General features: G+C 53.0%; 18 protein-coding genes. 8 read left to right on the top strand and 10 right to left on the bottom strand.

Annotation, left to right across the window (positions count from 1 at the left end; all coding sequences use genetic code 11):
* Nucleotides 1-39 precede the first annotated feature (39 nt).
* Entirely contained in the window at nt 40-636 is a 597-nt protein-coding gene (gene lolB, locus P2G53_RS04620; RefSeq protein WP_275814488.1) for a lipoprotein insertase outer membrane protein LolB, read from the bottom strand.
* Nucleotides 633-2357, bottom strand: a complete 1725-nt coding sequence (locus P2G53_RS04625; protein ID WP_275814491.1) for a tetratricopeptide repeat protein — start codon at nt 2355-2357, stop codon at nt 633-635. The genes lolB and P2G53_RS04625 overlap by 4 nt, the downstream gene beginning before the upstream one ends.
* Nucleotides 2358-2553: 196 nt before the next feature.
* Between P2G53_RS04625 and P2G53_RS04630 the strand changes: the two genes are divergently transcribed.
* The 5 genes from P2G53_RS04630 (at nt 2554) to P2G53_RS04650 (ending at nt 7146) form a co-directional block, all read left to right on the top strand.
* Nucleotides 2554-3009, top strand: coding sequence for a hypothetical protein (locus P2G53_RS04630; protein WP_275814493.1), 456 nt, complete (start codon nt 2554-2556; stop codon nt 3007-3009).
* A 175-nt stretch (nt 3010-3184) separates the two neighbouring features.
* Nucleotides 3185-4456, top strand: coding sequence for a glutamyl-tRNA reductase (gene hemA, locus P2G53_RS04635; protein WP_275814496.1), 1272 nt, complete (start codon nt 3185-3187; stop codon nt 4454-4456).
* Complete coding sequence (prfA, locus tag P2G53_RS04640; RefSeq protein ID WP_275814498.1) at nt 4453-5541, top strand: peptide chain release factor 1; 1089 nt, start codon at nt 4453-4455, stop codon at nt 5539-5541. The genes hemA and prfA overlap by 4 nt, the downstream gene beginning before the upstream one ends.
* Nucleotides 5541-6392 carry a peptide chain release factor N(5)-glutamine methyltransferase gene (gene prmC, locus P2G53_RS04645; RefSeq protein ID WP_275814501.1) on the top strand — a complete coding sequence of 284 codons (852 nt, stop codon included), beginning with the start codon at nt 5541-5543 and terminating at the stop codon, nt 6390-6392. The genes prfA and prmC overlap by 1 nt, the downstream gene beginning before the upstream one ends.
* A complete protein-coding gene (locus P2G53_RS04650; protein ID WP_275814504.1) occupies nt 6382-7146 on the top strand; it encodes a molybdopterin-synthase adenylyltransferase MoeB in 765 nt (254 codons plus the stop codon). The genes prmC and P2G53_RS04650 overlap by 11 nt, the downstream gene beginning before the upstream one ends.
* Here P2G53_RS04650 and P2G53_RS04655 read toward each other — a convergent pair.
* From P2G53_RS04655 to P2G53_RS04690, 8 genes are all read right to left on the bottom strand, one after another.
* The gene (locus P2G53_RS04655; RefSeq protein ID WP_275814507.1) at nt 7143-8102 is read right to left on the bottom strand and encodes an AEC family transporter; all 960 of its coding nucleotides are present in this window, start codon (nt 8100-8102) and stop codon (nt 7143-7145) included. The genes P2G53_RS04650 and P2G53_RS04655 overlap by 4 nt on opposite strands.
* 366 nt (nt 8103-8468) lie before the next feature.
* Nucleotides 8469-10115, bottom strand: coding sequence for an acyl CoA:acetate/3-ketoacid CoA transferase (locus P2G53_RS04660; RefSeq protein ID WP_275814510.1), 1647 nt, complete (start codon nt 10113-10115; stop codon nt 8469-8471).
* 161 nt (nt 10116-10276) lie between these two features.
* Nucleotides 10277-11650 carry a sigma 54-interacting transcriptional regulator gene (locus P2G53_RS04665; RefSeq protein WP_275814513.1) on the bottom strand — a complete coding sequence of 458 codons (1374 nt, stop codon included), beginning with the start codon at nt 11648-11650 and terminating at the stop codon, nt 10277-10279.
* Between the two features lie 63 nt (nt 11651-11713).
* A complete protein-coding gene (locus P2G53_RS04670) occupies nt 11714-12073 on the bottom strand; it encodes a hypothetical protein (protein ID WP_275814517.1) in 360 nt (119 codons plus the stop codon).
* Complete coding sequence (fliS, locus tag P2G53_RS04675) at nt 12066-12476, bottom strand: flagellar export chaperone FliS (RefSeq protein ID WP_275814520.1); 411 nt, start codon at nt 12474-12476, stop codon at nt 12066-12068. Before fliS ends, P2G53_RS04670 begins: the two co-directional genes overlap by 8 nt.
* A gap of 15 nt (nt 12477-12491) precedes the next feature.
* Nucleotides 12492-13898, bottom strand: coding sequence for a flagellar filament capping protein FliD (gene fliD / locus P2G53_RS04680; RefSeq protein ID WP_275814523.1), 1407 nt, complete (start codon nt 13896-13898; stop codon nt 12492-12494).
* Between the two features lie 30 nt (nt 13899-13928).
* Complete coding sequence (locus P2G53_RS04685; RefSeq protein ID WP_275814526.1) at nt 13929-14312, bottom strand: flagellar protein FlaG; 384 nt, start codon at nt 14310-14312, stop codon at nt 13929-13931.
* 67 nt (nt 14313-14379) lie between these two features.
* On the bottom strand, nt 14380-15804 hold the full coding sequence (locus P2G53_RS04690; protein WP_275814529.1) for a flagellin: 1425 nt from the start codon (nt 15802-15804) through the stop codon (nt 14380-14382).
* Nucleotides 15805-16156: 352 nt separating this feature from the next.
* Between P2G53_RS04690 and P2G53_RS04695 the strand changes: the two genes are divergently transcribed.
* Genes P2G53_RS04695 through P2G53_RS04705 form a run of 3 tightly spaced genes read left to right on the top strand, consistent with a single transcriptional unit; the run spans nt 16157 to nt 20060 of the window.
* Nucleotides 16157-17542, top strand: coding sequence for a sigma-54 dependent transcriptional regulator (locus tag P2G53_RS04695; RefSeq protein ID WP_275814532.1), 1386 nt, complete (start codon nt 16157-16159; stop codon nt 17540-17542).
* 2 nt (nt 17543-17544) lie between these two features.
* Nucleotides 17545-18678 carry an ATP-binding protein gene (locus P2G53_RS04700; RefSeq protein ID WP_275814535.1) on the top strand — a complete coding sequence of 378 codons (1134 nt, stop codon included), beginning with the start codon at nt 17545-17547 and terminating at the stop codon, nt 18676-18678.
* An 8-nt stretch (nt 18679-18686) separates the two neighbouring features.
* Entirely contained in the window at nt 18687-20060 is a 1374-nt protein-coding gene (locus P2G53_RS04705; RefSeq protein ID WP_275814537.1) for a sigma-54 dependent transcriptional regulator, read from the top strand.
* The last annotated feature ends 26 nt before the right edge of the window (nt 20061-20086 follow it).

A 20086-nucleotide genomic window follows, 5' to 3' on the forward strand; every position in this document is an offset into this window, starting at 1 on the left:
TATCCAAGATCAGTTTGGCAAAGTCAAACCAGAAACGGCCTAGACATCAGGCGCGACGCCGGTTGTCCAGTCATGTATGACGATCAGTATGGTCAGCTTGCCATAGTGCAGTTTGAGTTTGCGCGGCAGGTTTGGGTTGCCGTTGTGATAGTCCAGATATTCAACCTTCCAGCCCGCCTGACTGAGCTGGCTGAGACGGTTCTGATCCAGCAGCAGGGTTTCGCTGGGTCCAGGGGCGGGCAAGCCGCGTATCCACCAGTAAAACTGACTGACGGGCAGTTCCCAGCCGAGGTGTTCAGCCAGCAGAGCGTCGGGTGATTCACCTCTGAAAATGCCTTCGCCAGACGCATCTACGGTGACTGCACCGGGTTCACCGTAGATAGAGGCACCACCCTGACCCCAGGGGCCGCGTATGTCTATCTGATAGCGTTGCTGGTGTTGGATCCATTTCAGGTTCGCTGACTGGCTGTCTGATGGCGTTCTGAATCCGATCTTGCCGCTCAGGGTCCAGTCCTGCATTTGCCGCAGTGCCTGTTGCTGTTGTTCCCAGCTATCAGCTGGAGCAGATAATTTCGGCGAGCTACTACAACCGGCCAGAATCAGACCGGTCAGCAGAATAACAATCCATTGTTTCATTGTGTTGGCTCTTGCTCCAGCAGTGCCTTGGTTTTGATCAGATGTGGGTTGTCCGGTGCTTTGTTCAGAGCTGTTTGCAGCAGGTCCAGCGCTTTTCTTTGCTGTTTGGCATACCAGTATGCCTGCACCAGATGGGCGGCGACTTCCGGATCCGGATGACGCTCATAGGCCAGTTCAAGATAAGGAATAGATTCGCTGACGGCGCCACGCAAAAAGAGAATCCAGCCCATGGAATCGAGAATCGCCGCATCGTCGGGCTTGAGGCGCAGGGCGGCGCTGATCAGGTCATAGGCTTCTTCATAACGTTTCGTATGCAGGGTCAGGGTGTAACCCAGCGCATTCAGGGTCATCGCATTTTGCGGGTCCTGTTTAAGAATCTTGCGCAGATCTTTTTCCGCCTGTCTGAAATCAGTTGCTTCAATCAGCATGGCGCGACTGTAGAGCAGATCAGGGTTATCCCCCAGTTCTTTCAATGCAGTGTTCAGAACCTCAATGCCCTCAGCCCGCATGCCATGTGCATCCAGCCATTCAGACTGCAGCATGTAGAGATCAGTCGTCAGTTCCGGATAAGCCTCCCTGGCGTTTTCCAGAATGGCGAAGACTTCGTGCTTGTCATCGGGCTGATCCAGCAGCGCGACCGCCCGCGAGCGGGATTGCAGCAGGTTATTGCCGGAGGTGACCTGGAGGTAATGCTCCAGAGCCAGTGCGGTTTCTTTTTTCTGCTGGGCGATATAGCCAAGATAATAGTGGGGTGAGCTGTCGTCCGGTTTGAGTGTCAGCAGGTCGTGCAAAGCGATCCGGGCGGCATCAAACTGGCGGTTTTCTAGCATCAGCAGTGCCAGATAGTAGGCCAGTTTGCTGTCTTCCGGGTTGTTATTACGCAGATCAACGGCTTGTTTTACAGCCGCTTGATATTGATTGTTGCCGAACAAAAGTTGCACATAGAGCAAGTGGATCTGGCGATTGTCCGGTTGTTTTTCAAAAGCCTGGCGCACCAGCTCCAGTGAGCGAACGGTTTCGCCGTGATCGTGCAGTAATTCCGCTTTTTGGATCAGGATGTCCAGATTGTCAGGCTCAATCGCCAGCGCCTGGTCATAGGTGATTTCTGCTTTCAGTGCATAACCGGCCTGGCTATAGAGCAACGCAAGCGTGGTAAGCAGCTCCGGATCATCACGGTTATCTGCGACCTGACGTTCAAGCATTGCGATGTATTGTATGCGCTGAGGTTCACTTAGCTTGCTGCTTTGCCGTCTGATCAGCGCCAGAATAGAGGTGCTGTCTTCCTGCATTGCTGTCTGCAGCAGAGGCAGGGCCTGATCAAACCTGCCCTGGTGCAGGTGAACCGTGGCCTCGAGCTGATAGGGTTCGGCGTTTGACGGATCTACTTCGCGCCAGATCTTGCTGGCGCTGAGCACGCCCTCACTGTTGTTAAGGAACTGGGCAATGTAAGCGGCCCGTTCGGCGACTCTTGGGTCACGGGTTTTTTCCGCTTGATCCAGGTAGTTTTGCAGCGCCAGTGGGAACAGACGTCGCTGGCCCGCCAGCTCTGCAACCAGCAGGGAGTATAAGGATTCCTGATTAAATTCGCCCGGTGTATAGATGACTTCACCGGCGGCGGGGATCGGAGTCGCTACAGTGGGTTGGGGATCAGTGGATTGGGTGGCCGCCTGACTGGATATCTCTGTTACCGTACTGCAGCCAGATAAAATGAGGGGCAGCATAAAACAGGATCTGAACAGTTTTTTCATTCGTAACCGGGCACCAAGAAAATCATCGAAAGAACCACTATAGAGCAATCGTTTACGCTTTGTAAGACACCCTTTCTTTACGTCGGTTCGCTCAGGTTGGATGTGTTTTGGGCGGATTCTGCAGTACTGTGCTACAGCTTTACACAGCGTAGTGTGGAAGGAGATTGATATGCCCAATTCTAGCCCGGATGGATTCTTCGCCTCTCTGAGGCGCAACAGTGTTGCGCTGATGAGTCTTTGTATCGCGATTGTCGCGCTCACCCAGAACACAATCCGTGCCGAGCGCACGGAAGATAATCGTAATACGCGGTATGCCGCATTTGAGATACTACGTGAAGCAACCAAGCTGCAGCTGCTGATTGACCATGCCCATTATGATGTGGGTAGTCGGGAGGGTAATCCGATTGTCGGCTGGGGGCATGTGCAGTACATGCAGGATCTGAGTCTGCTGCTGCCGACGGACATTGGCGAGCAGACGGGCCGGCTAAAGGGGATCTGGCATGACCGCTTCAGCGATCTGGGTTCAGATGACAGAGACAGCAGTCTGTCTGCCAATGAGGCGCTGACGGCGGAGATTCATGCCCTGCGCCAGGATCTTAAACAAACGCTGCTCGCCCTTGAGTAAACTCTCACGTCAGTCGCATGGCCGGGCAGCCAGCATGTTTCGGGGCTGACTGAGTGCCGATCAGCGGGACGGATTTGAGTTAAATCAGTCAATACGTGTATTTCGCGCACCGGTTTTAATCTTTGCCCCAAAGCGTTGTATCATAGCGCGCTTGTTTGTACTGGATTCACTTAAGATGGCATTACTGGCGCTTGGCATAAATCACAAGACGGCAACCGTTGCGGTGCGAGAGAAAGTCGCATTTGCACCGGAACGTCTGATGGATGCCCTGTCTGCAGCCACGGAGTATGCCGATCTGCATGAACTGGTGATCCTCTCAACCTGTAACCGGACTGAGTTGTATTGCGCCGCAGAACACCAGACGCCTGAACGCTTGCTGGACTGGCTGAGTGACTATCATGGTGTTAGTCGTGATGAGTTGCGCCAATGCGCCTACTGTCATACCGATGAAGATGCTGTTCGCCATATGATGCGGGTTGCCAGTGGCCTTGATTCGCTGGTGTTGGGTGAACCTCAGATCCTCGGGCAGCTTAAATCTGCACACAGTCTCTCTCAGGAAAATGGCCGTTTGGGCGGAGAGCTGGGTCGCCTGTTTCAGCACACCTTTTCCATCGCTAAACGTGTTCGCACCGACACCGCTATTGGTGAAAACCCGGTCTCTGTTGCGTATGCCGCTGTCAGTCTGGCGCAGCACATTTTTGCCGATCTCAGTCGCAGCAAGGCGCTGTTGATTGGCGCTGGTGAAACCATTGAGCTGGTTGCCAGGCATCTGGCCCAGGCCGGGGTTAAAGATATGACGGTCGCCAACCGCACGCTGGGACGAGCGATTGATCTGGCCAAAGAGTTTGATGGCAAGGCCATTCTGCTGGGGGATATTCCTCAAGCACTGGTGGATGCCGATATTGTGATTGCTTCCACCGCCAGTCAGCTGCCAATTCTGGGTAAAGGTGCGGTTGAGGCGGCGCTGAAAAAACGCAAACATCGTCCGATCTTTATGGTGGATATTGCAGTACCCAGAGATATTGAAGAGCAGGTCTCTGAGCTGGACGATGTCTACCTCTATACCGTTGATGATCTGCGTGAGGTGATCGAAGAAAACCAGCGCAGTCGTGAAAATGCGGCGATGGAAGCTGAAGAGATCATCGAGGCCGGTACCCACGCCTTTATGCGTCAGCTACGGGCGCTGAATGCAGTTGATCTGCTGACGGCATTTCGCAGCAAGACTGAACAGATGCGGGATCAGGAGCTGGATAAAGCGCTGCGTCAACTGGAAAACGGCAAGCCGGCGGAAGAGGTGTTGCGCCTGTTCGCCCGCGGCCTGACCAATAAATTTTTGCATCAACCGACCATACAATTGCGTCAGGCCAGTGCTGATGGCCGTACAGATCTGCTGGATCTGCTGCAGGAACTGCATCAGCTGGATGACCCTAAGAATCTCTCTGAATGAAAACCTCCATCCTTGATAAGCTCGAAAAGCTCAGTGATCGATATGAAGAGCTTGCCGTGCTGCTGTCTGAACCTGATGTGATTTCGAATCAGTCGCGTTTTCGTGATTTTTCGGTTGAATACGCTGAGCTGGAACCGGTGGTGAAAACCTTTGCCCTCTACCGTCAGTCGCAAGAGGATCTGGCTGAGGCGCAGCTAATGCTGGAGGATGATGATCCTGACCTGCGGGAGATGGCCCGTGAAGAGTTACAGGAAGCGAAAACCCGGCTTGAAGCGCTGACAGATACCCTGCAGATTCAACTGCTGCCAAAAGACCCGAACGATGGCCGTAACGTGTTTCTGGAAGTGCGTGCCGGTACCGGCGGCGATGAAGCGGCAATTTTTGCCGGTGATCTGTTTCGCATGTATTCACGCTTTGCTGAAACTCAGGGCTGGCGGGTTGAAGTGATCAGTGCCAATGAAGGCGAGCATGGCGGTTATAAAGAGATTATCAGCCGGGTGGCTGGCACGGATGTTTATTCACGGCTGAAGTTTGAGTCAGGGGCGCACCGGGTACAGCGTGTACCGGAAACCGAGTCCCAGGGCCGTATCCATACCTCCGCCTGTACTGTGGCGGTGATGCCTGAGCTGGATGAGTCTGCTGAAGTCGAAGTCAACAAAGCCGACCTGCGGGTTGATACCTTCCGCGCCTCCGGTGCGGGCGGTCAGCATGTTAACAAAACCGATTCTGCAATTCGTATCACCCACCTGCCGACCGGGCTGGTGGTTGAATGTCAGGAAGAGCGTTCGCAGCATAAAAACCGCGCCAAGGCGATGTCATTACTGGTCTCCCGCCTGAAAGCGGCAGAGCAAGAGAAACAGGCAGCGACCATGGCCAGTACCCGTAAAAGCCTGGTGGGCAGTGGTGATCGTTCAGAACGTATTCGCACCTACAACTATCCGCAGGGACGGGTAACCGATCATCGTATCAACCTGACCCTCTATAAGCTGCCTGAAATTATTGGCGGTGAATTGCAGCATGTGATCGAACCGTTGCGCCATGAATACCAGCTGGAGCAGTTGAGCGCGCTGTCAGAGGAAAGCTGATGCGGTTGGATCAGGTGTTGTTGCGCAATCGTGATCTGGCACGGGTCAGTGACACGCCTGATGTTGATCTGGAGCTTTTGCTCTGTCATCTGCTGCAAAAGCCCCGCAGTTTTTTGTTTACCTGGCCAGAATTTGAACTGTCCGAAGCGCAACTGACAGAGCTTGAAAAGATGCTGTCCCGTCGTCTGCAGGGTGAACCGGTGGCGCATATCATTGGTCATCGTGGGTTCTGGACCTTTGAGCTGGAGGTGTCACCCGATACCCTGATCCCGCGATCTGATACAGAGCGTTTGGTTGAGGTGGCTTTGGAATTGGGGCCATCAGGCCCGGCCCGGGTAGCTGATCTGGGCACTGGCACCGGCGCTATTGCATTGGCGCTGGCGACAGAACGACCCGACTGGCAGCTGGTGGCATCAGACTTTAAACCCGAAGCGGTGGCGCTGGCGCAGCGTAACTGTCAAAAGCTCGGTCTGCCGAATGTTCGTGTTGTAAAGGGCAGTTGGTTTGAGCCGCATCAGGGTCAGTATGATCTGGTGGTGAGCAATCCCCCTTACATCGCCCCGGATGACCCGCATCTGGTGAGCGGTGATCTTCGGTTTGAACCCGCCACTGCGTTGGTCGCTGCTGAACAGGGACTGGCTGATATACGCATGATAAGTACAGCCGCGCGCGACTATCTGGTGTCGGGTGGCTGGTTGCTGTTCGAACATGGTTTTGAGCAGGCAGAGTCTGTCAGGGACATCCTCAGTGAGCTGGGTTACAGTGATGTGATGACCCGACAGGACCTGGCAGGACTGGATAGGGTCACCGGTGGGCGCTGGACAAAAAACGAGGTAGATCATGCTGAGTGATGAGCAGTTATTGCGTTATAGCCGCCAGATAATGTTGCCTGAGGTGGATATCAACGGTCAGGAAACCTGGCTGAATTCCACCGTGCTGATTGTTGGTCTGGGTGGACTTGGCAGTCCGGTGGCCATGTATCTGGCCGCGGCCGGTATTGGTCAGCTGGTGCTGGTGGATGGCGATGAAGTTGATCTCAGTAATCTGCAGCGGCAGATTGCCCATACCACTAAACGTATTGGTGAACCCAAGGTAGATTCGGCGCGCAAGGCCCTGTCGGCCCTGAATCCAGAGGTACGCATCAAAACCCTCTATGAAACCCTGGATGAGCAGGCGCTGTTCCGACTGGTGGCAACTGTCGACCTAGTGGTGGATTGCAGCGATAACTTTGCTACCCGCTTTGCCCTGAACCGGGCCTGTTTTGCCCACAAAAAACCGCTGGTATCCGGTGCGGCGATTCGTCTTGAAGGACAGGTGGCGGTGTATGATCCATTGCAGGTTGATTCACCCTGTTATCGCTGTCTGTATACCGAAGGTGATGAAGAGTCACTGACCTGTTCCGAGTCCGGTGTGCTGTCTCCGCTGGTGGGTATCATCGGCAGTGTGCAGGCGCTGGAAGCACTCAAAGTACTGGCCTCTGTGGGGCGAACGCTAGCAGGCAGATTGCTGCTGCTGGATGCATCAACCATGGAGTGGCGGGATATGAAACTGCGTAAAGACCCGGCCTGTCCGGTCTGTTCCGGCCATCAGGATCAGCACAGTTAGATAATCACACCCCACAAACGCATCAGATAGATACCCGTGCTCAACGTCAGCACTGAGCCCAGTGTGGTTGCAAGGATGATATTTGCGGCCAGCTCGGCGTTGCCTTTCATGGTTTTGGCCATCACAAAACTCGCGGCGGCTGTCGGGCAGCCAAACAACACCATCAGCAAGGTCAGATCCTGTCCCCGGAAACCCACGGCATAAGCTGCGATGGTGAGTCCAATCGGCATCAGTATCAGCTTATTGAATGTTGCCCAGAACGCCTGTCCCGAGGTGGACTTCAGGCTATCCATATTCAGTGAAGCACCGATGGTTAACAGTGCCAGTGGCAGGGTCATATTGGCAAAGTACTTGCCGGAACTCTGCACTATGCCTGGCAATTCGATATTCAGATAGGACACGGGCAGCGCCAGCAGCACGGCAATAATCAGCGGATTGCGGATCACTTCACGCAGGGCACCGCTCAGGCGGCGTCCGTCGGTGCTCTGATGCGGCAGGGTTAAGGCCAGTATCGATAATACATTGAACAGCGGAATGACGATGGCCAGCAACAGGGAGGCCTGCGCCAGCCCTGAATCAGCGTAGAGGTTATAGCTGATCGCCAGACCAATAATGCCGTAATTGCTGCGAAAACTGCCCTGAATAAACACGCCTATATCTTCAGGTCGCTGAATAAACCGGCGGGCAAAAAACCACAGTGCTGCAAAAAAGATCAGCGTCCCAAACAGCACAAACAGCAACTGGTCCGGATTGAAAACAGCGTGAAAATCGGTGCGGGCGATCGACATGAACACCAGTGTTGGCAGGGTTACCACAAACACCAGCTTGGAGGCTGTCAGAACAAAGGCATCATCAATGATGGAGGCACGGCGCAGGATGAAACCCAGCATCACAATTACAAAAATGGGGGCAACAATATTGGCGGTGAAAAACACCGAATCCAGATAAAGATTCAAAATGGTGGCTCGTGTGAAGAAAAGCGGTGAGAAAAATTAGCGCTGCATTGAAACATAGCATAGGCCGGTAAAGAAGGGGCTTTTGTGCAACAGTCTGATCTGGGGCGGCATTAAAAAGCCGCCCGCGAGACCGGAGCTGAACACGCTGCTGACGGGCGCGGGCAGTGCTTTCACATACCAGGCTAGCAGGGACCCGGCGGGATGTGAGACACTGCCCTGGCATCACGGTATGCCCGGGCATGCATGTGGCTCCGGCCTCTCCCGTGGTTAACAGCCAATGCACAACAACGCCGCACACGCGTTGATTCAGAGGGGTGGCTGTTGTCCACGGTGGACGGAAAAGGGCAGGGCGCCTTGTTGCAAGGTCTAACCCTGCCGGGGTTGCGAATCGTTCTCCTCAAGGTTTTTACCGTTAGTGCATTCGGTTCGCAGCACTGCATCATCGCTAACGGCTGGAATGTGTGGCTTGTTGCAAAACATCGGTTCATCCCTGAATAATTGTGCATCCATTTCTGCCAGCTCCGGGCTTATCAGCGGTTCAAACTCCATCTGGTCAAGAATGTCCCGCTGCAGTGAAACGCCGGGTGCAATTTCGGTCAGCATTAATCCATCAGAGGTCAGCCTGAAAACGGCACGCTCAGTAATAAAGGTGACGCGTTGTCCGCGTTGCATGGCGTAGCGACCGTTAAACGTGATCTGTTGTACTTGCGTTCTGAATTTCTTCATTGGCCCGCTTTGGGTAATGCGAAGTGCGCCATCACTGACCTCAAGCAGTTGATTGCCCGAAGTGAAGGTGCCCAGAAAATAGAGATCGCGGGTGTTCTGGGTGATGTTGATAAAGCCGCCGGCGCCAGCCAGTTTGTTACCAAATCGGCTGACGTTGACATGACCCTCGGGGCAGGTTTCTGCCAGTCCAAGAAAGGCCTGATCCAGTCCGCCGCCATCATAAAAATCAAACTGTGCCGGTTGATCAATAATCGAGACAGGGTTACTGACTGCGCCAAAACTCAAGCCGCTGGCTGGTTGGCCGCCAATGCCACCCGGTTCAACGGTTAAGGTGATCTCCGACAGGCGGTTTTCTTCGCCGGCAACAATGGCCACCATCTCTGGCATACCGATACCCAGATTCACCGTGGCACCTGATTTAAGCTCCAGCAAGGCACGGCGACCGATAATCTTACGTGCATCCAGTGGGGCTTTCAGGCTGTCACCGGGTGAGCTGCGCAGTTCGCCGGTGTAGGTAGGGTTGTATTGTTCCGCGAAGGTTTGCGGGTGATCTTCAGGTGCTGAGAGAATCACATGATCTACCAGAATGCCCGGGATACGGATGCGGTCAGGTGTGAGTGAATGCGATTCTGTTCTGCGTTCTACCTGGACAAATACTTTGCCGCCACTGTTGTGGACCGCCTGGGCAATCGACAGAGCTTCCAGCGGCAGAGCTTCCCGTTCCATGGATATATTGCCGTGCTCATCTGCGGTAGTGCCTCTGAGCAGGGCGACCTGCAGCGGCAGTGCCGGGTAAAACAGATAGTCTTTGCCGGCGACCTGCAGTAGTTCTACCCGGGGTTCTGTTGAGCGTTCATTGATGCGCCCGCCTTCGACACGGGGATCGACAAAGGTATGTAGCCCGACATGGGTCAGTGTTCCCGGCTTGCCCGCTGCAATATCGCGAAACATATGACAGATGACCCCCTGTGGCAGATTGTATGCCTCAATCTGGTTACTTATGGCGAGCTCGCCCAGCTTGGGGGCCAGGCCCCAGTGGCCACCTATAACCCGTTTAACCATGCCTGCGTGGCCAAAGTGGTTCAGGCCGCGGGTTTTGGCATCGCCCTGTCCGGCGGCATAAAACAGCGTCAGGTTATTTGGAGAGCCGGTCTCAAGAAAGCGCTGCTCAATCGCCTTCGCCAGAGCCTCAGCAAAACCAATGCCAATAAAACCGCCGGTGGCGAGTGTAATGTTGTCTGGAATCAGCGCTGCCGCTTCTGCAGCACTGATAAATTTGTCTGCCATGTAGTAATCCTGCCGGGGACGTTTTTCTTGTTCTGTTAATCAATACAGCAAAGCTGAGGCCATTGTTAAAATATCTAGATAAATCAATAAGATTTATTTAATAACGGCATAGCTTATGCTGCTGTAATGTCTTGTTTATAAGACATCTTGATGAGAAGTGTCTATTTTTCAAGACGGCTAGGGCGGCAGCTTTTCAACCTGAGGTAAAGGGTTGCGCGTGAGATCCCTAGTAATTCAGCGGCTTCCGTTTTGTTGCCATGACAACGGCGGATGGCGCTATGTAAAGCTCGGCATTCCGCCTGTTGTCGGGTTGTACGTAAGCTGTCATCGGGTTGTGGGCCAGCATCTGGCAGGTCATCCAGTGCGCCAAGGTCGGCCGGTTCAATGGTTTTTCCCTCGGCCAGAACGCAGCCCCGCTCTAGTCGGTTGTAGAGCTCACGAATATTGCCCGGCCAGTGATATTGCTGCAGCCACTCAATCGCTGGGGCAGAGAGTGCGATGACTGGTAGCTGCGTGGCCTGCTGAATCTTTTCCAGAATATGTTGTGAAAGCTCAGGAATGTCCTCTTTGCGCTCCCGAAGCGGTGGCAACTGAATGGGTAACACATTCAGACGGTAGTAAAGATCTGCACGGAACTGGTTGTTGTCTACCATCTGTTTCAGGTCGGTGGAGGTTGCAGCAATAACACGAACATCAACTTTTTCAAGCCGGTTTGAGCCTAATGCCTCGACCTCTCTTTCCTGAAGAACGCGCAGCAGTTTGGCTTGCATAGCCAGAGGCATATCGGCAATTTCATCCAGAAACAGAGTGCCGCCATGGGCTAGTTGGATTTTGCCTTTTCGGCCTTTTTTGTCGGCGCCGGTGTAGGCGCCGGGGGCAGTGCCAAACAGCTCTGCCTCGGCTAAGGACTCTGGAAGCGCAGCCATATTGATGCCAACAAAGGGCCCGTGATGCCGCGGAGAGGCATGGTGAATCGCCTGGGCCAGCAGCTCTTTACCGGTGCCGGTTTCGCCCAGTAACAACAGGGTCGTGTCCAGTTGGGCCGCGCGCAGCGCTTGTCGTTTTATCTGTTTGATTGCTGCAGACTGGCCAATCATATCTTCAAGGGCATAGCGGCTGGAGCGGAGAATATTGTCCTGCTCCAGTCGCTGACGCAGTAAGGCAAACTTGTCGAAAAGTGGCTGTAAATCGTCAATATCGTCGTAGAAAACAAAACCGACTGCACCGATGATCTGCTGGTCCTGATTGCGTATCGGCAGGCGGGTCACAACACACCACAGGTCATTAATTTGCATCAGATCGACAAAACTGGGTTTGCCGCTTTGCACAACACGGGGGAGTTGGCTGTTGGGGAGCACTTCCTCGACGTGTTTGCCGGTGTAATCGGTATCGATATCCAGCCCGATCAGTGTGCGATAGGCCGGACTTAACCAGGTGATATTGCTGTTTTCATCCACAGCAATCGAGACCTGGCAGAGCTGGGTCAGCAGGTCAAAAAGTTCGTTCTGTTTGGGCAGGTTGGCAAGGGAGTTCATAATCTGTTATTGCAGTTGCACACAGATTAAACCTACGCCTAAATCATTCAAAGCGCCAAGAAATTATGGCTTTTTCTGAATATCCTGGGTTTGTTGATACGCTTTTATGCTGCGTCCGCTGTGTTTTAGCTTGCTGGATTTTTCCTGCAAGGCACGGCGGGCTTCACTAAACAGCGCAACCAGAGCATCATGGTCTTGCCTCAACTGGTTGATAGCGGTTTGTAAAGCGGTGACATCGTCTGCGTTGAGCAGGTGAAAAGGCAGTGCGCGCACCGCCTGATCCTGTTGGCGAACCAGATTTTCCAGTTCAGGCAGCAGGTCAGGGTCCTGTGTTTCCAGCTTGGTGATGATCGTTTGCTGGATCTGGCTGACAACCTTGTATTGGGTCAGCCATTGCTCGCGGGCAGAGAGGGTGTCAGGCATTCGGCGACTGAGTGTTGTGATGCTCTGCCGGGATCTGTTCCCAGCCGGTTTTGATCTCAATCAGCAGTTTGGCCACTTCGTCGAGCTTCTCGAGTGAGGACTCGATATTGGCCTTCATCAGTGTCTCGTACATGTAGGTGTAGAGACGGTCCAGGTTCTGCGCGACTTCGTTGTTTTCAATATCTACAAGGGATGCCTGCAGGCCGCCGATAATGGTGATCGCTTTGCTGATGCAGTTACCTTTCAGCTCCGCATCCTTATTGTTGATTGCACCTTTAGCGGTGGCAATCCTTTCCAGCGCGCCGTTAAGCAGCATGGCAATCTGCTGGTGAGGCGTGGCATTGGCCAGCGCGGAATTTAAACCAACAGATTTATATTGGTTGAGAGCTCGGTTTGGGTTCATGTGAAGGCCTATAAATTAGTCTTTTCTGCTGTAAGAGCCGGGCAATGTGGCGAGTGTTGACTCAAGCCAGTTACCGGTCTGATTAAGGCTGTATACAAGCGAATCCATTGCGTTGTATTGAGCGTAAAGGCGTGTTTCGAGTTTCTCCATTCGGAAAGCGATTTTGTCTCTTTCGTCCTGAATGTTGCTCAGTTTTGCATTAATGGATTCTGTTCGCCCATCAAAGGTTCCATTAAATGATAGATAATTATCGATTAATGTATCCAGTGCCTTGGCAATACCTTTATCTTCATCTGAGAACAGGGTGGTAATGCCAGCGTAATCTTTAGTCAGAGCGTCGCTGAGCTTGGTATCGTCGACCGTTAACGTACCGTCGTTCTTGGTGGTGATACCTAAAGAGGCTAATGACGTGTAGCTGCTATCGCTGTTGTTTATAGGGCTGGTCAGCATGCTACGGATCTGTCGCTCCAGTCCATTCACCAGCGAATCACCAAACAAAGCCGCAGACGATTTGGTCTCTGAGTTGTACGCGGTTTGCTGATTGATCATGGAAATCAGCTCGTTGTACCCGCTGACAAGGGTGGTAATCTGGTTTTTGATACTGCTGCTGCTTTGGCTAACGGTCAGCGTAATTGGTTCGCCAGGATTGCTGTCACGGAGAGTGATCGTGGCGCCGGGAATCACATCCTCAATGGTATTGGTGGCGCTGTACATAAGCTGACCATCGACCATGAATTCGGCATCTACCGCGGCGGTGACCTGATCATAAAAGCCAGCAACATCGCCATTGCCATCAGGTATGGCGGTGCCAGAATTGTAATCGTAAATATCAAGGTCGCCGGTGGTTGTGGTGCCGGTAATGGTCAGAGCGCTGTCGGCACCAGTATCATCAGTGGTAAAAACCAGGCGCTCACTGCCATTAACATTGATGATGGTCGCGGTAACGCCGATGTTGTCCTCGGCATTATTGATCGCGTCCCGCAAATCCTGAATGGTGGCGTTGTTATCTGATGTAAGCGTGACGGTAAAGCTGCCGCTTGCATTGGCAAATTCCAGTGTGCCTTCACTGACAACATAATCCTGTTGGGTGACCAGTTTTTGCGAAGTGGCAAGGTTGTTAACTTCAAGCGAATAACTGCCAGCCGCTGTGTCATTTTCCGCGCTGAAGGAAGCGATGGTGGCGTCGGAAGATTTAGCGGTGCGGTTACTGAATGTTTCAGCATCCATTAAACCGCCCAGCTTCGATTGGAAATCGGATAAGGCGCTTTTAAGCAGTCCAATCGCAGAGAGTTCAGCCTGGAGATTGGCTTCTTTGGTTGAGAGCCTGGACAGTGCTGGCTGACTTTCAGCCTGAACAAGTCCTGACACCAGACTGTTGATGTCAATGCCGGAGCCTAAGCCCGTTGAAGATACGCCTGCCATGATGATTTACCTTTTTGGCTGTGGCGAGTACTACGCTTTCTCGCTGAACAGCAGGTTTTGCATTTGTTCAATATGTTGCGTGATTTTCAGAAAATCCGCACTTGGGATTTGCCGTATTAGCTGATCATTTGATTTATCAATCACGCGAATAACGGTTTCGCCTGCATCGTCATCAACAGAAAAGTTCAGCGTGCGCTGGAACTGTCCCATAAAGTCGTTAATAGCAGCAACGGTTTCCTGAATGGCTTCAGCCGTTTGCTGATTAATCTCTTTTACGGCTTCGGTGTCAACTTTAACAGGTTCAGGTTGTTGGGCCTTAGTTTCGGTTTTTTGCGTATCCAGGGCAGGTTGTTGCTGTGGTTGAACAGGTTTTAAGGATGCCTGGCTGGAAACGGCTTGAATCTCACTGGACATCGTTTTGCTCCTTTATGACTAAAAAGGGCGGGCAAAGCCCGCCCTTTTTATTGGTCATGCTGCTCTATTACTGTAGCAGAGACAGTACGCTCTGAGGCAGAGTGTTAGCCTGTGCCAGCATTGCAGTACCCGCCTGCTGCAGAATCTGGTTACGAGTCAGGTTGGCAGTTTCAGCTGCGAAGTCTGCATCCTGAATTCGTGACCGTGCAGCAGAGATGTTCTCAGATACGTTGGCCAGGTTGGCAATGGTGGATTCGAAACGGTTCTGAATCGCACCCAGTTCTGCACGAGTGTCAGCGATCTGAGACAGTGCAGAGTCGATACGTTTGATTGCAGTCAGAGAGCTGGATGCAGTCAGTACGCTAACATCATCGATACCGTTAGTGTCGATTGCAACGTCACCAGTGAAACCGATGTTGGCAATGGTGCCACCCAGGGCGATGGTATCGGTTGCGCTCAGGGTCAGAGATCCGCGCAGAGTGCCATCAAAGTCTCCGCCAGTTACAGTCAGACCGTCGGTGCCAGCGGTGAAGCCGGTGCCGCTCTCAGTGACAGCAATATTACTACCATCCGCTGCTGTCAGAGTCATGTCGCCACCGCTCAGGGAAGCTACAACGCCTGTTTCGTCAGATTTGGCGTTGATCGCGTCACGCAGATCACTGTTGGTCAGTGCAGTTGCTACGTCGGTGCCGGAATAAATGGATACACCGTTAATGCTCAGGGTGTATGTATCACCTGCGGTACCACCGATAGGGCCAACAGTCTGAGTGCCGGAAGTAGAAGCAGACGCTGATAGGCCGCTGATGTTGGCATCATTGATGGCAGCCGCTTTAGCGTAAGCAGAAGTGGCATCCTGGTAGGCGTCACCAGTGAAGTCTGCGCTGGAAGCAATGCTGGTTGCGCTGCCGCTACCGATTGCGATGGTGATGTCAGAAGCTGTTGCCGCTGCAACTTCAGTACCAGAACCTTCTGCAATACCACCCAGTGAGGACGCTTTAGCGCTGGTAATAGAGAACGTAATAGAGTCAGAAGCAGTTGCGTTGGCGCCTACCTGGAACTGAGCGTTGGTGTATGAACCGTCCAGAATACGCTGGCCGTTAAAGGTGGTGCTCTGTGCAATACGGTCCAGTTCCTGCTGCAGCTGAGTTACCTCTTTCTGCAGGTTGGCACGGTCAGAAGCGCTGTTAGTGTCGTTGGCAGACTGGATGGCCAGTTCACGCATACGCTGCAGAATGTTGGTAGATTCCTGCATCGCACCTTCAGCAGTTTGTGCCAGGGAGATACCGTCGTTCGCGTTACGTACAGCCTGGTTCAGACCGCGGATCTGAGAGGTCATGCGGTCAGCAATTGCCAGACCCGCTGCGTCGTCTTTAGCGCTGTTGATACGCAGACCTGAAGACAGGCGCTGCAGGGAAGTTTGTAGGTCGCCCTCAGAGCGCATCAGGTTACGCTGAGCGTTAAGAGAGGCAATGTTAGTATTGATGACAGCCATTTTCTTATCTCCTCAACCTGGTCGGATTTCTGCACCCTGACCGGTCTTGATAGTTGGGTTACTCTAAGCAACCCGTTGCATATTGTTTCGCGTAAAACAGTTAGCGGCGCTGCGTTTCGATACTTTAGAAAATATTTTGTAGCCTTAGCTTGACTCGGATAAACGTTTGTTTTAACGCAGCTATATATAGGATTTTTGACGTTTTTTTTCTGTCTTGTTTTATTGAGGCACATAAAAGAATTTTAATACGGCTTAAAATGCCAAAAAATTGGCGTTAATTTGTTTTGTGTGCTTGTTTAGCTTGAATGTCCTGTTAATATGTCAAAAAAATGGCATTCAGAACTATGTTGATATGAACACCACTTCGCAGCCATCGCTTCTATTGGTCACGGATGATAAGGCCCAGCAGTCGCTGCAGGCTATCTTTGCATTTCTTAATCTGTCCACCCGGACGATCACTTACTCCGCCTTTGCTGAGAACTATCCGCAGGGCGCAAGCTGTCCCGCACTGATTCTTTTGGGATGTGCCAGTGATCGCAGAGCTTTCGAAACCTGTCTGGCCGATAAACCGCGGGCGTTAAACGGTTTGTTTTGTGTGCTTGAGATGGGTGCTGAGGCTCCGGCGGACTCTCCTGTCAATGTGCGTTACCTGTCTGATCCGTTAAATGAAGGGCTGTTGCTGGACCTGCTGCATGAAGCGCAGGTGATGCAATGGTTATCTGTGGATGGGCTGGAAGCCAGTGTGTTCCCGTTGCTGGTGGGAAGCAGTCCGGCCATGGTTCAGCTCAAACGCATGATGGCCCGGGTGGCGGATCGGGATGTAAACGTACTGATTACGGGTGAGTCCGGAACCGGTAAAGAGCTGGTCGCGCGCAGTTTACATGATTACTCAAGACGAGCTCCGGGACCGTTTGTGCCAGTAAATTGTGGTGCGATTCCTGAAGACCTGCTTGAGAGTGAGTTGTTTGGTCATGAAAAAGGTGCCTTTACCGGTGCGGTGAATGGGCGGCCGGGGCGATTTGAAATGGCCGATGGTGGCACCCTGTTTCTTGATGAAATTGGCGATATGCCCTTGGCGATGCAGGTCAAGCTGTTAAGGGTGCTGCAGGAACGCAGTTTTGAACGGGTGGGTGGCCATAAGACCATCGATGTGAACGTACGCATTATTGCAGCGACCCATAAAAATCTGGAGCAACTCATTGAAGAGGGTCGCTTCAGGGAAGACCTTTATTACCGGATCAATGTGTATCCGGTTGAAACGCCGTCCCTGCGTGAGCGCAAGGAAGACCTTGAAATGCTTGTTAAAAAGCTGGTAGATCGGGCCCGTGAACAGGGCCTTGGTCATGTCAGACTGCATCCGGCTGCACTGGAATCACTGAAATGTCATGACTGGCCGGGGAATGTCCGGGAGCTGGCGAATCTGATCGAACGCCTGACGATTATGTACCCTGACGGCGTGGTAGGGGTTTCTGAGTTACCGGCGCGCTTTCGATATGCGCCAGAGCCAAATCCAGAGCGTTATGCGTCTGAAGCGCTGGCTACAAATGAACCCGCAGCACATGCGCTCGACGCCGATGGACTGGATCTTAAAGCCTATCTTGAAGAGATAGAGCGGGCGTTGATTGAACAGGCACTGGAGCAAAATGATGGTGTGGTGGCCAGAGCCGCAGATCAGTTGCAGATTCGCAGAACAACGCTGGTAGAAAAAATGCGTAAATTTGGTTTGCAGCGTAAATAAACATGAACGATATGAAGGAACTTGAGCGCCTCAAGCAGCAGGTGGCCGCGCTGGAGTCTGAGCTTTCGGAAACACAGTCAAAGCTGGCGCGGGAAACTCAGCGCCGGGAAGATGTGGGTTCGGAAAATGCCGGTTTGCTGGATCGGATGGGGCATCTTTTAAGTCTGCTGCCGGCGGGTGTAATTCTGCTGAATGGCCGGGGCGTGGTCAGTGAGGCTAACCCTGCCGCGGAAGCGTTATTGGGGCTGCCGCTTAAAGGAGAGTCCTGGGTAAACATTATTCAGCGTAGTTTTGCCCCGCGCGGCGATGATGGGCATGAGGTGTCGCTCCGGGATGGGCGTCGGGTGAGTCTGCAGACCCGCGCTATGGACCTTGAGCCGGGGCAGTTGATTTTGCTGACCGATCAGACTGAGACCCGTCTGTTGCAGGGGCGTTTGGCGCATTATCAGCGATTGTCAGAGATGGGGCGGATGGTGGCATCACTGGCCCATCAGATTCGTACTCCGCTTTCTGCGGCGCTTCTTTATATTGATCATCTGAACCGGCCCGATCTCGCGGTAGCGCAACGCCAGAAGTTTGCTGGCAAGATTAAGTCCCGACTGGTTAATCTGGAGCAGCAAGTGCGGGATATGCTGATTTTTGCCCGGGGCGAGATGCGTCTGGACGATACGGTCAGCTCAGCTGCGCTGATGGAAGCATTAGAAGACCAGCTGGATCTGCCGCTGGTGAACTACGATGCTGACTGTGAATGCATTAATCATGTGCCGGATCTGCTGATTCACTGTAATCAGGAAGCCTTGCTGGGTGTCTGCATGAATCTGGTGGAGAATGCGTTGCAGGCCAGTGGGCAGGGGTGTGAATTGCAGATTTCGGTATCGCAGCAGGCGGATATGCTGCGGCTGGATATTATCGATCATGGCCCCGGGATGGACAGTGAAACCGTGAAACAGGCGCTGCAGCCCTTTTTTACCACCAAATCCCATGGTACCGGTCTGGGGTTGGCGGTGGCGCAGGTGGTGGCACATGCGCATCATGGTCGGTTTGAAATATGTTCCGAGCTGGGAGTGGGCACCACTGCAACACTGTGGCTGCCCTGCCAGTCTGATTCTTCACGCACCTCTGCCAAGGCTGAATAGGTTAAGTTATGTCGCAACGGATACTGATAGTTGAGGATGATCACCAGTTAAGGGAAGCGCTTTGCGACACGCTCGAACTCGCAGGCTTTGATTTTATGGAGGCGCCTGATGCAGAGGCGGCGCTGAAGATTCTGCAGACTGAGGCCTTCAGCCTTGTGGTCAGCGATGTGAATATGCCGGGCATGGATGGACATCAGTTGCTGGGGCAGATCAGGCAGACCTATCCGGGGTTGCCAGTGGTGCTGATCACGGCGTTTGGTCAGGTCAGTAGAGCGGTTGAAGCCATTAAAGCGGGTGCCGTTGATTATCTGATGAAACCCTTTGATTCAGATACCTTAATTGCGACGGTCAAGCGTTTCGCCGGCGGTGAAATTACCGAGCAGGTTACAGAAGAACCGGTGGCTGAAGAGGTCAGCAGCCAACAGCTGTTGCAACTGGCGCGTCGGGTGGCAGCCAGCGATTCAACCGTACTGATCTCCGGTGAGTCAGGTACCGGTAAAGAGGTATTGGCACAGTATATTCATCAGCACTCTTCCCGTGCCAAGCAGCCTTTTATAGCGATCAACTGTGCCGCTATTCCTGAAAATATGCTGGAAGCAACCTTGTTTGGCCATGAAAAGGGCGCGTTTACCGGTGCCTACGCCAGTGTGCCGGGTAAGTTTGAACAGGCCAATGGCGGCACGCTGTTGCTGGATGAGATTTCTGAAATGGATCTTGGGCTGCAGGCGAAGCTGTTGCGCGTATTGCAGGAGAGCGAGGTTGAACGTGTGGGCGGGCGTAAAATGATCCCGTTGGATGTACGTGTTTTGGCCACCACAAACCGGCAGTTGGAGCAGTATGTGGCAGAAGGGCGATTCCGCGAAGATCTGTATTATCGACTGAATGTATTCCCGTTGCAGTGGAAGCCGCTACGTGAGCGTGCCGGTGATGTTGTATCCCTGGCAGAGCGTCTGTTTCATAAACATTGTCAGAAAATGCGCCGTCCTCCAGTGGCATTGAGTCCTGAGGTTAAGGTAGCTCTGCAGCAGCATGCCTGGCCGGGTAACGTGCGTGAACTGGATAATGTGGTACAGCGTGCTTTGATCCTGCAACAGGGAAATGAGATCGGAGTTGGCGATCTTATGTTGCAGCCGGGCGAGATACCCACTAGCCTTGGGGCTGCCACTGAAGTCGTAGTACCAAACGCAGGTGAGGAAAACAGCGTTTTAGGTGCAGGTGTGCGTCAGCATGAATATCAGCTGATTATTGAAGCATTACAGGCAACACGCGGGAGCCGCAAGGATGCAGCGGAAAAATTGGGTATCAGTCCCCGAACTCTACGCTATAAGCTCGCTAAAATGCGGGAAGAGGGCATTATGTTAGAGGGTTTCAAAGGGTTCTAGACTGCACCTGCCGGGACTAAGGTCTA

It is taken from the genome of Neptuniibacter sp. CAU 1671 (genome assembly GCF_029222905.1).
Lineage (GTDB): Bacteria > Pseudomonadota > Gammaproteobacteria > Pseudomonadales > Balneatricaceae > Neptuniibacter.

Coding starts and splice junctions, on each gene's coding strand:
- P2G53_RS04705 (WP_275814537.1), top strand. CDS start 18,687: ATGTCGCAACGGATACTGATAGTTGAGGATGATCACCAGTTAAGGGAA.
- P2G53_RS04670 (WP_275814517.1), bottom strand. CDS start 12,073: ATGCCTGACACCCTCTCTGCCCGCGAGCAATGGCTGACCCAATACAAG.
- P2G53_RS04630 (WP_275814493.1), top strand. CDS start 2,554: ATGCCCAATTCTAGCCCGGATGGATTCTTCGCCTCTCTGAGGCGCAAC.
- prfA (WP_275814498.1), top strand. CDS start 4,453: ATGAAAACCTCCATCCTTGATAAGCTCGAAAAGCTCAGTGATCGATAT.
- prmC (WP_275814501.1), top strand. CDS start 5,541: ATGCGGTTGGATCAGGTGTTGTTGCGCAATCGTGATCTGGCACGGGTC.
- P2G53_RS04665 (WP_275814513.1), bottom strand. CDS start 11,650: ATGAACTCCCTTGCCAACCTGCCCAAACAGAACGAACTTTTTGACCTG.
- P2G53_RS04685 (WP_275814526.1), bottom strand. CDS start 14,312: ATGTCCAGTGAGATTCAAGCCGTTTCCAGCCAGGCATCCTTAAAACCT.
- fliD (WP_275814523.1), bottom strand. CDS start 13,898: ATGGCAGGCGTATCTTCAACGGGCTTAGGCTCCGGCATTGACATCAAC.
- P2G53_RS04690 (WP_275814529.1), bottom strand. CDS start 15,804: ATGGCTGTCATCAATACTAACATTGCCTCTCTTAACGCTCAGCGTAAC.
- P2G53_RS04625 (WP_275814491.1), bottom strand. CDS start 2,357: ATGCTGCCCCTCATTTTATCTGGCTGCAGTACGGTAACAGAGATATCC.
- fliS (WP_275814520.1), bottom strand. CDS start 12,476: ATGAACCCAAACCGAGCTCTCAACCAATATAAATCTGTTGGTTTAAAT.
- P2G53_RS04650 (WP_275814504.1), top strand. CDS start 6,382: ATGCTGAGTGATGAGCAGTTATTGCGTTATAGCCGCCAGATAATGTTG.
- P2G53_RS04695 (WP_275814532.1), top strand. CDS start 16,157: ATGAACACCACTTCGCAGCCATCGCTTCTATTGGTCACGGATGATAAG.
- hemA (WP_275814496.1), top strand. CDS start 3,185: ATGGCATTACTGGCGCTTGGCATAAATCACAAGACGGCAACCGTTGCG.
- P2G53_RS04700 (WP_275814535.1), top strand. CDS start 17,545: ATGAACGATATGAAGGAACTTGAGCGCCTCAAGCAGCAGGTGGCCGCG.
- P2G53_RS04660 (WP_275814510.1), bottom strand. CDS start 10,115: ATGGCAGACAAATTTATCAGTGCTGCAGAAGCGGCAGCGCTGATTCCA.
- lolB (WP_275814488.1), bottom strand. CDS start 636: ATGAAACAATGGATTGTTATTCTGCTGACCGGTCTGATTCTGGCCGGT.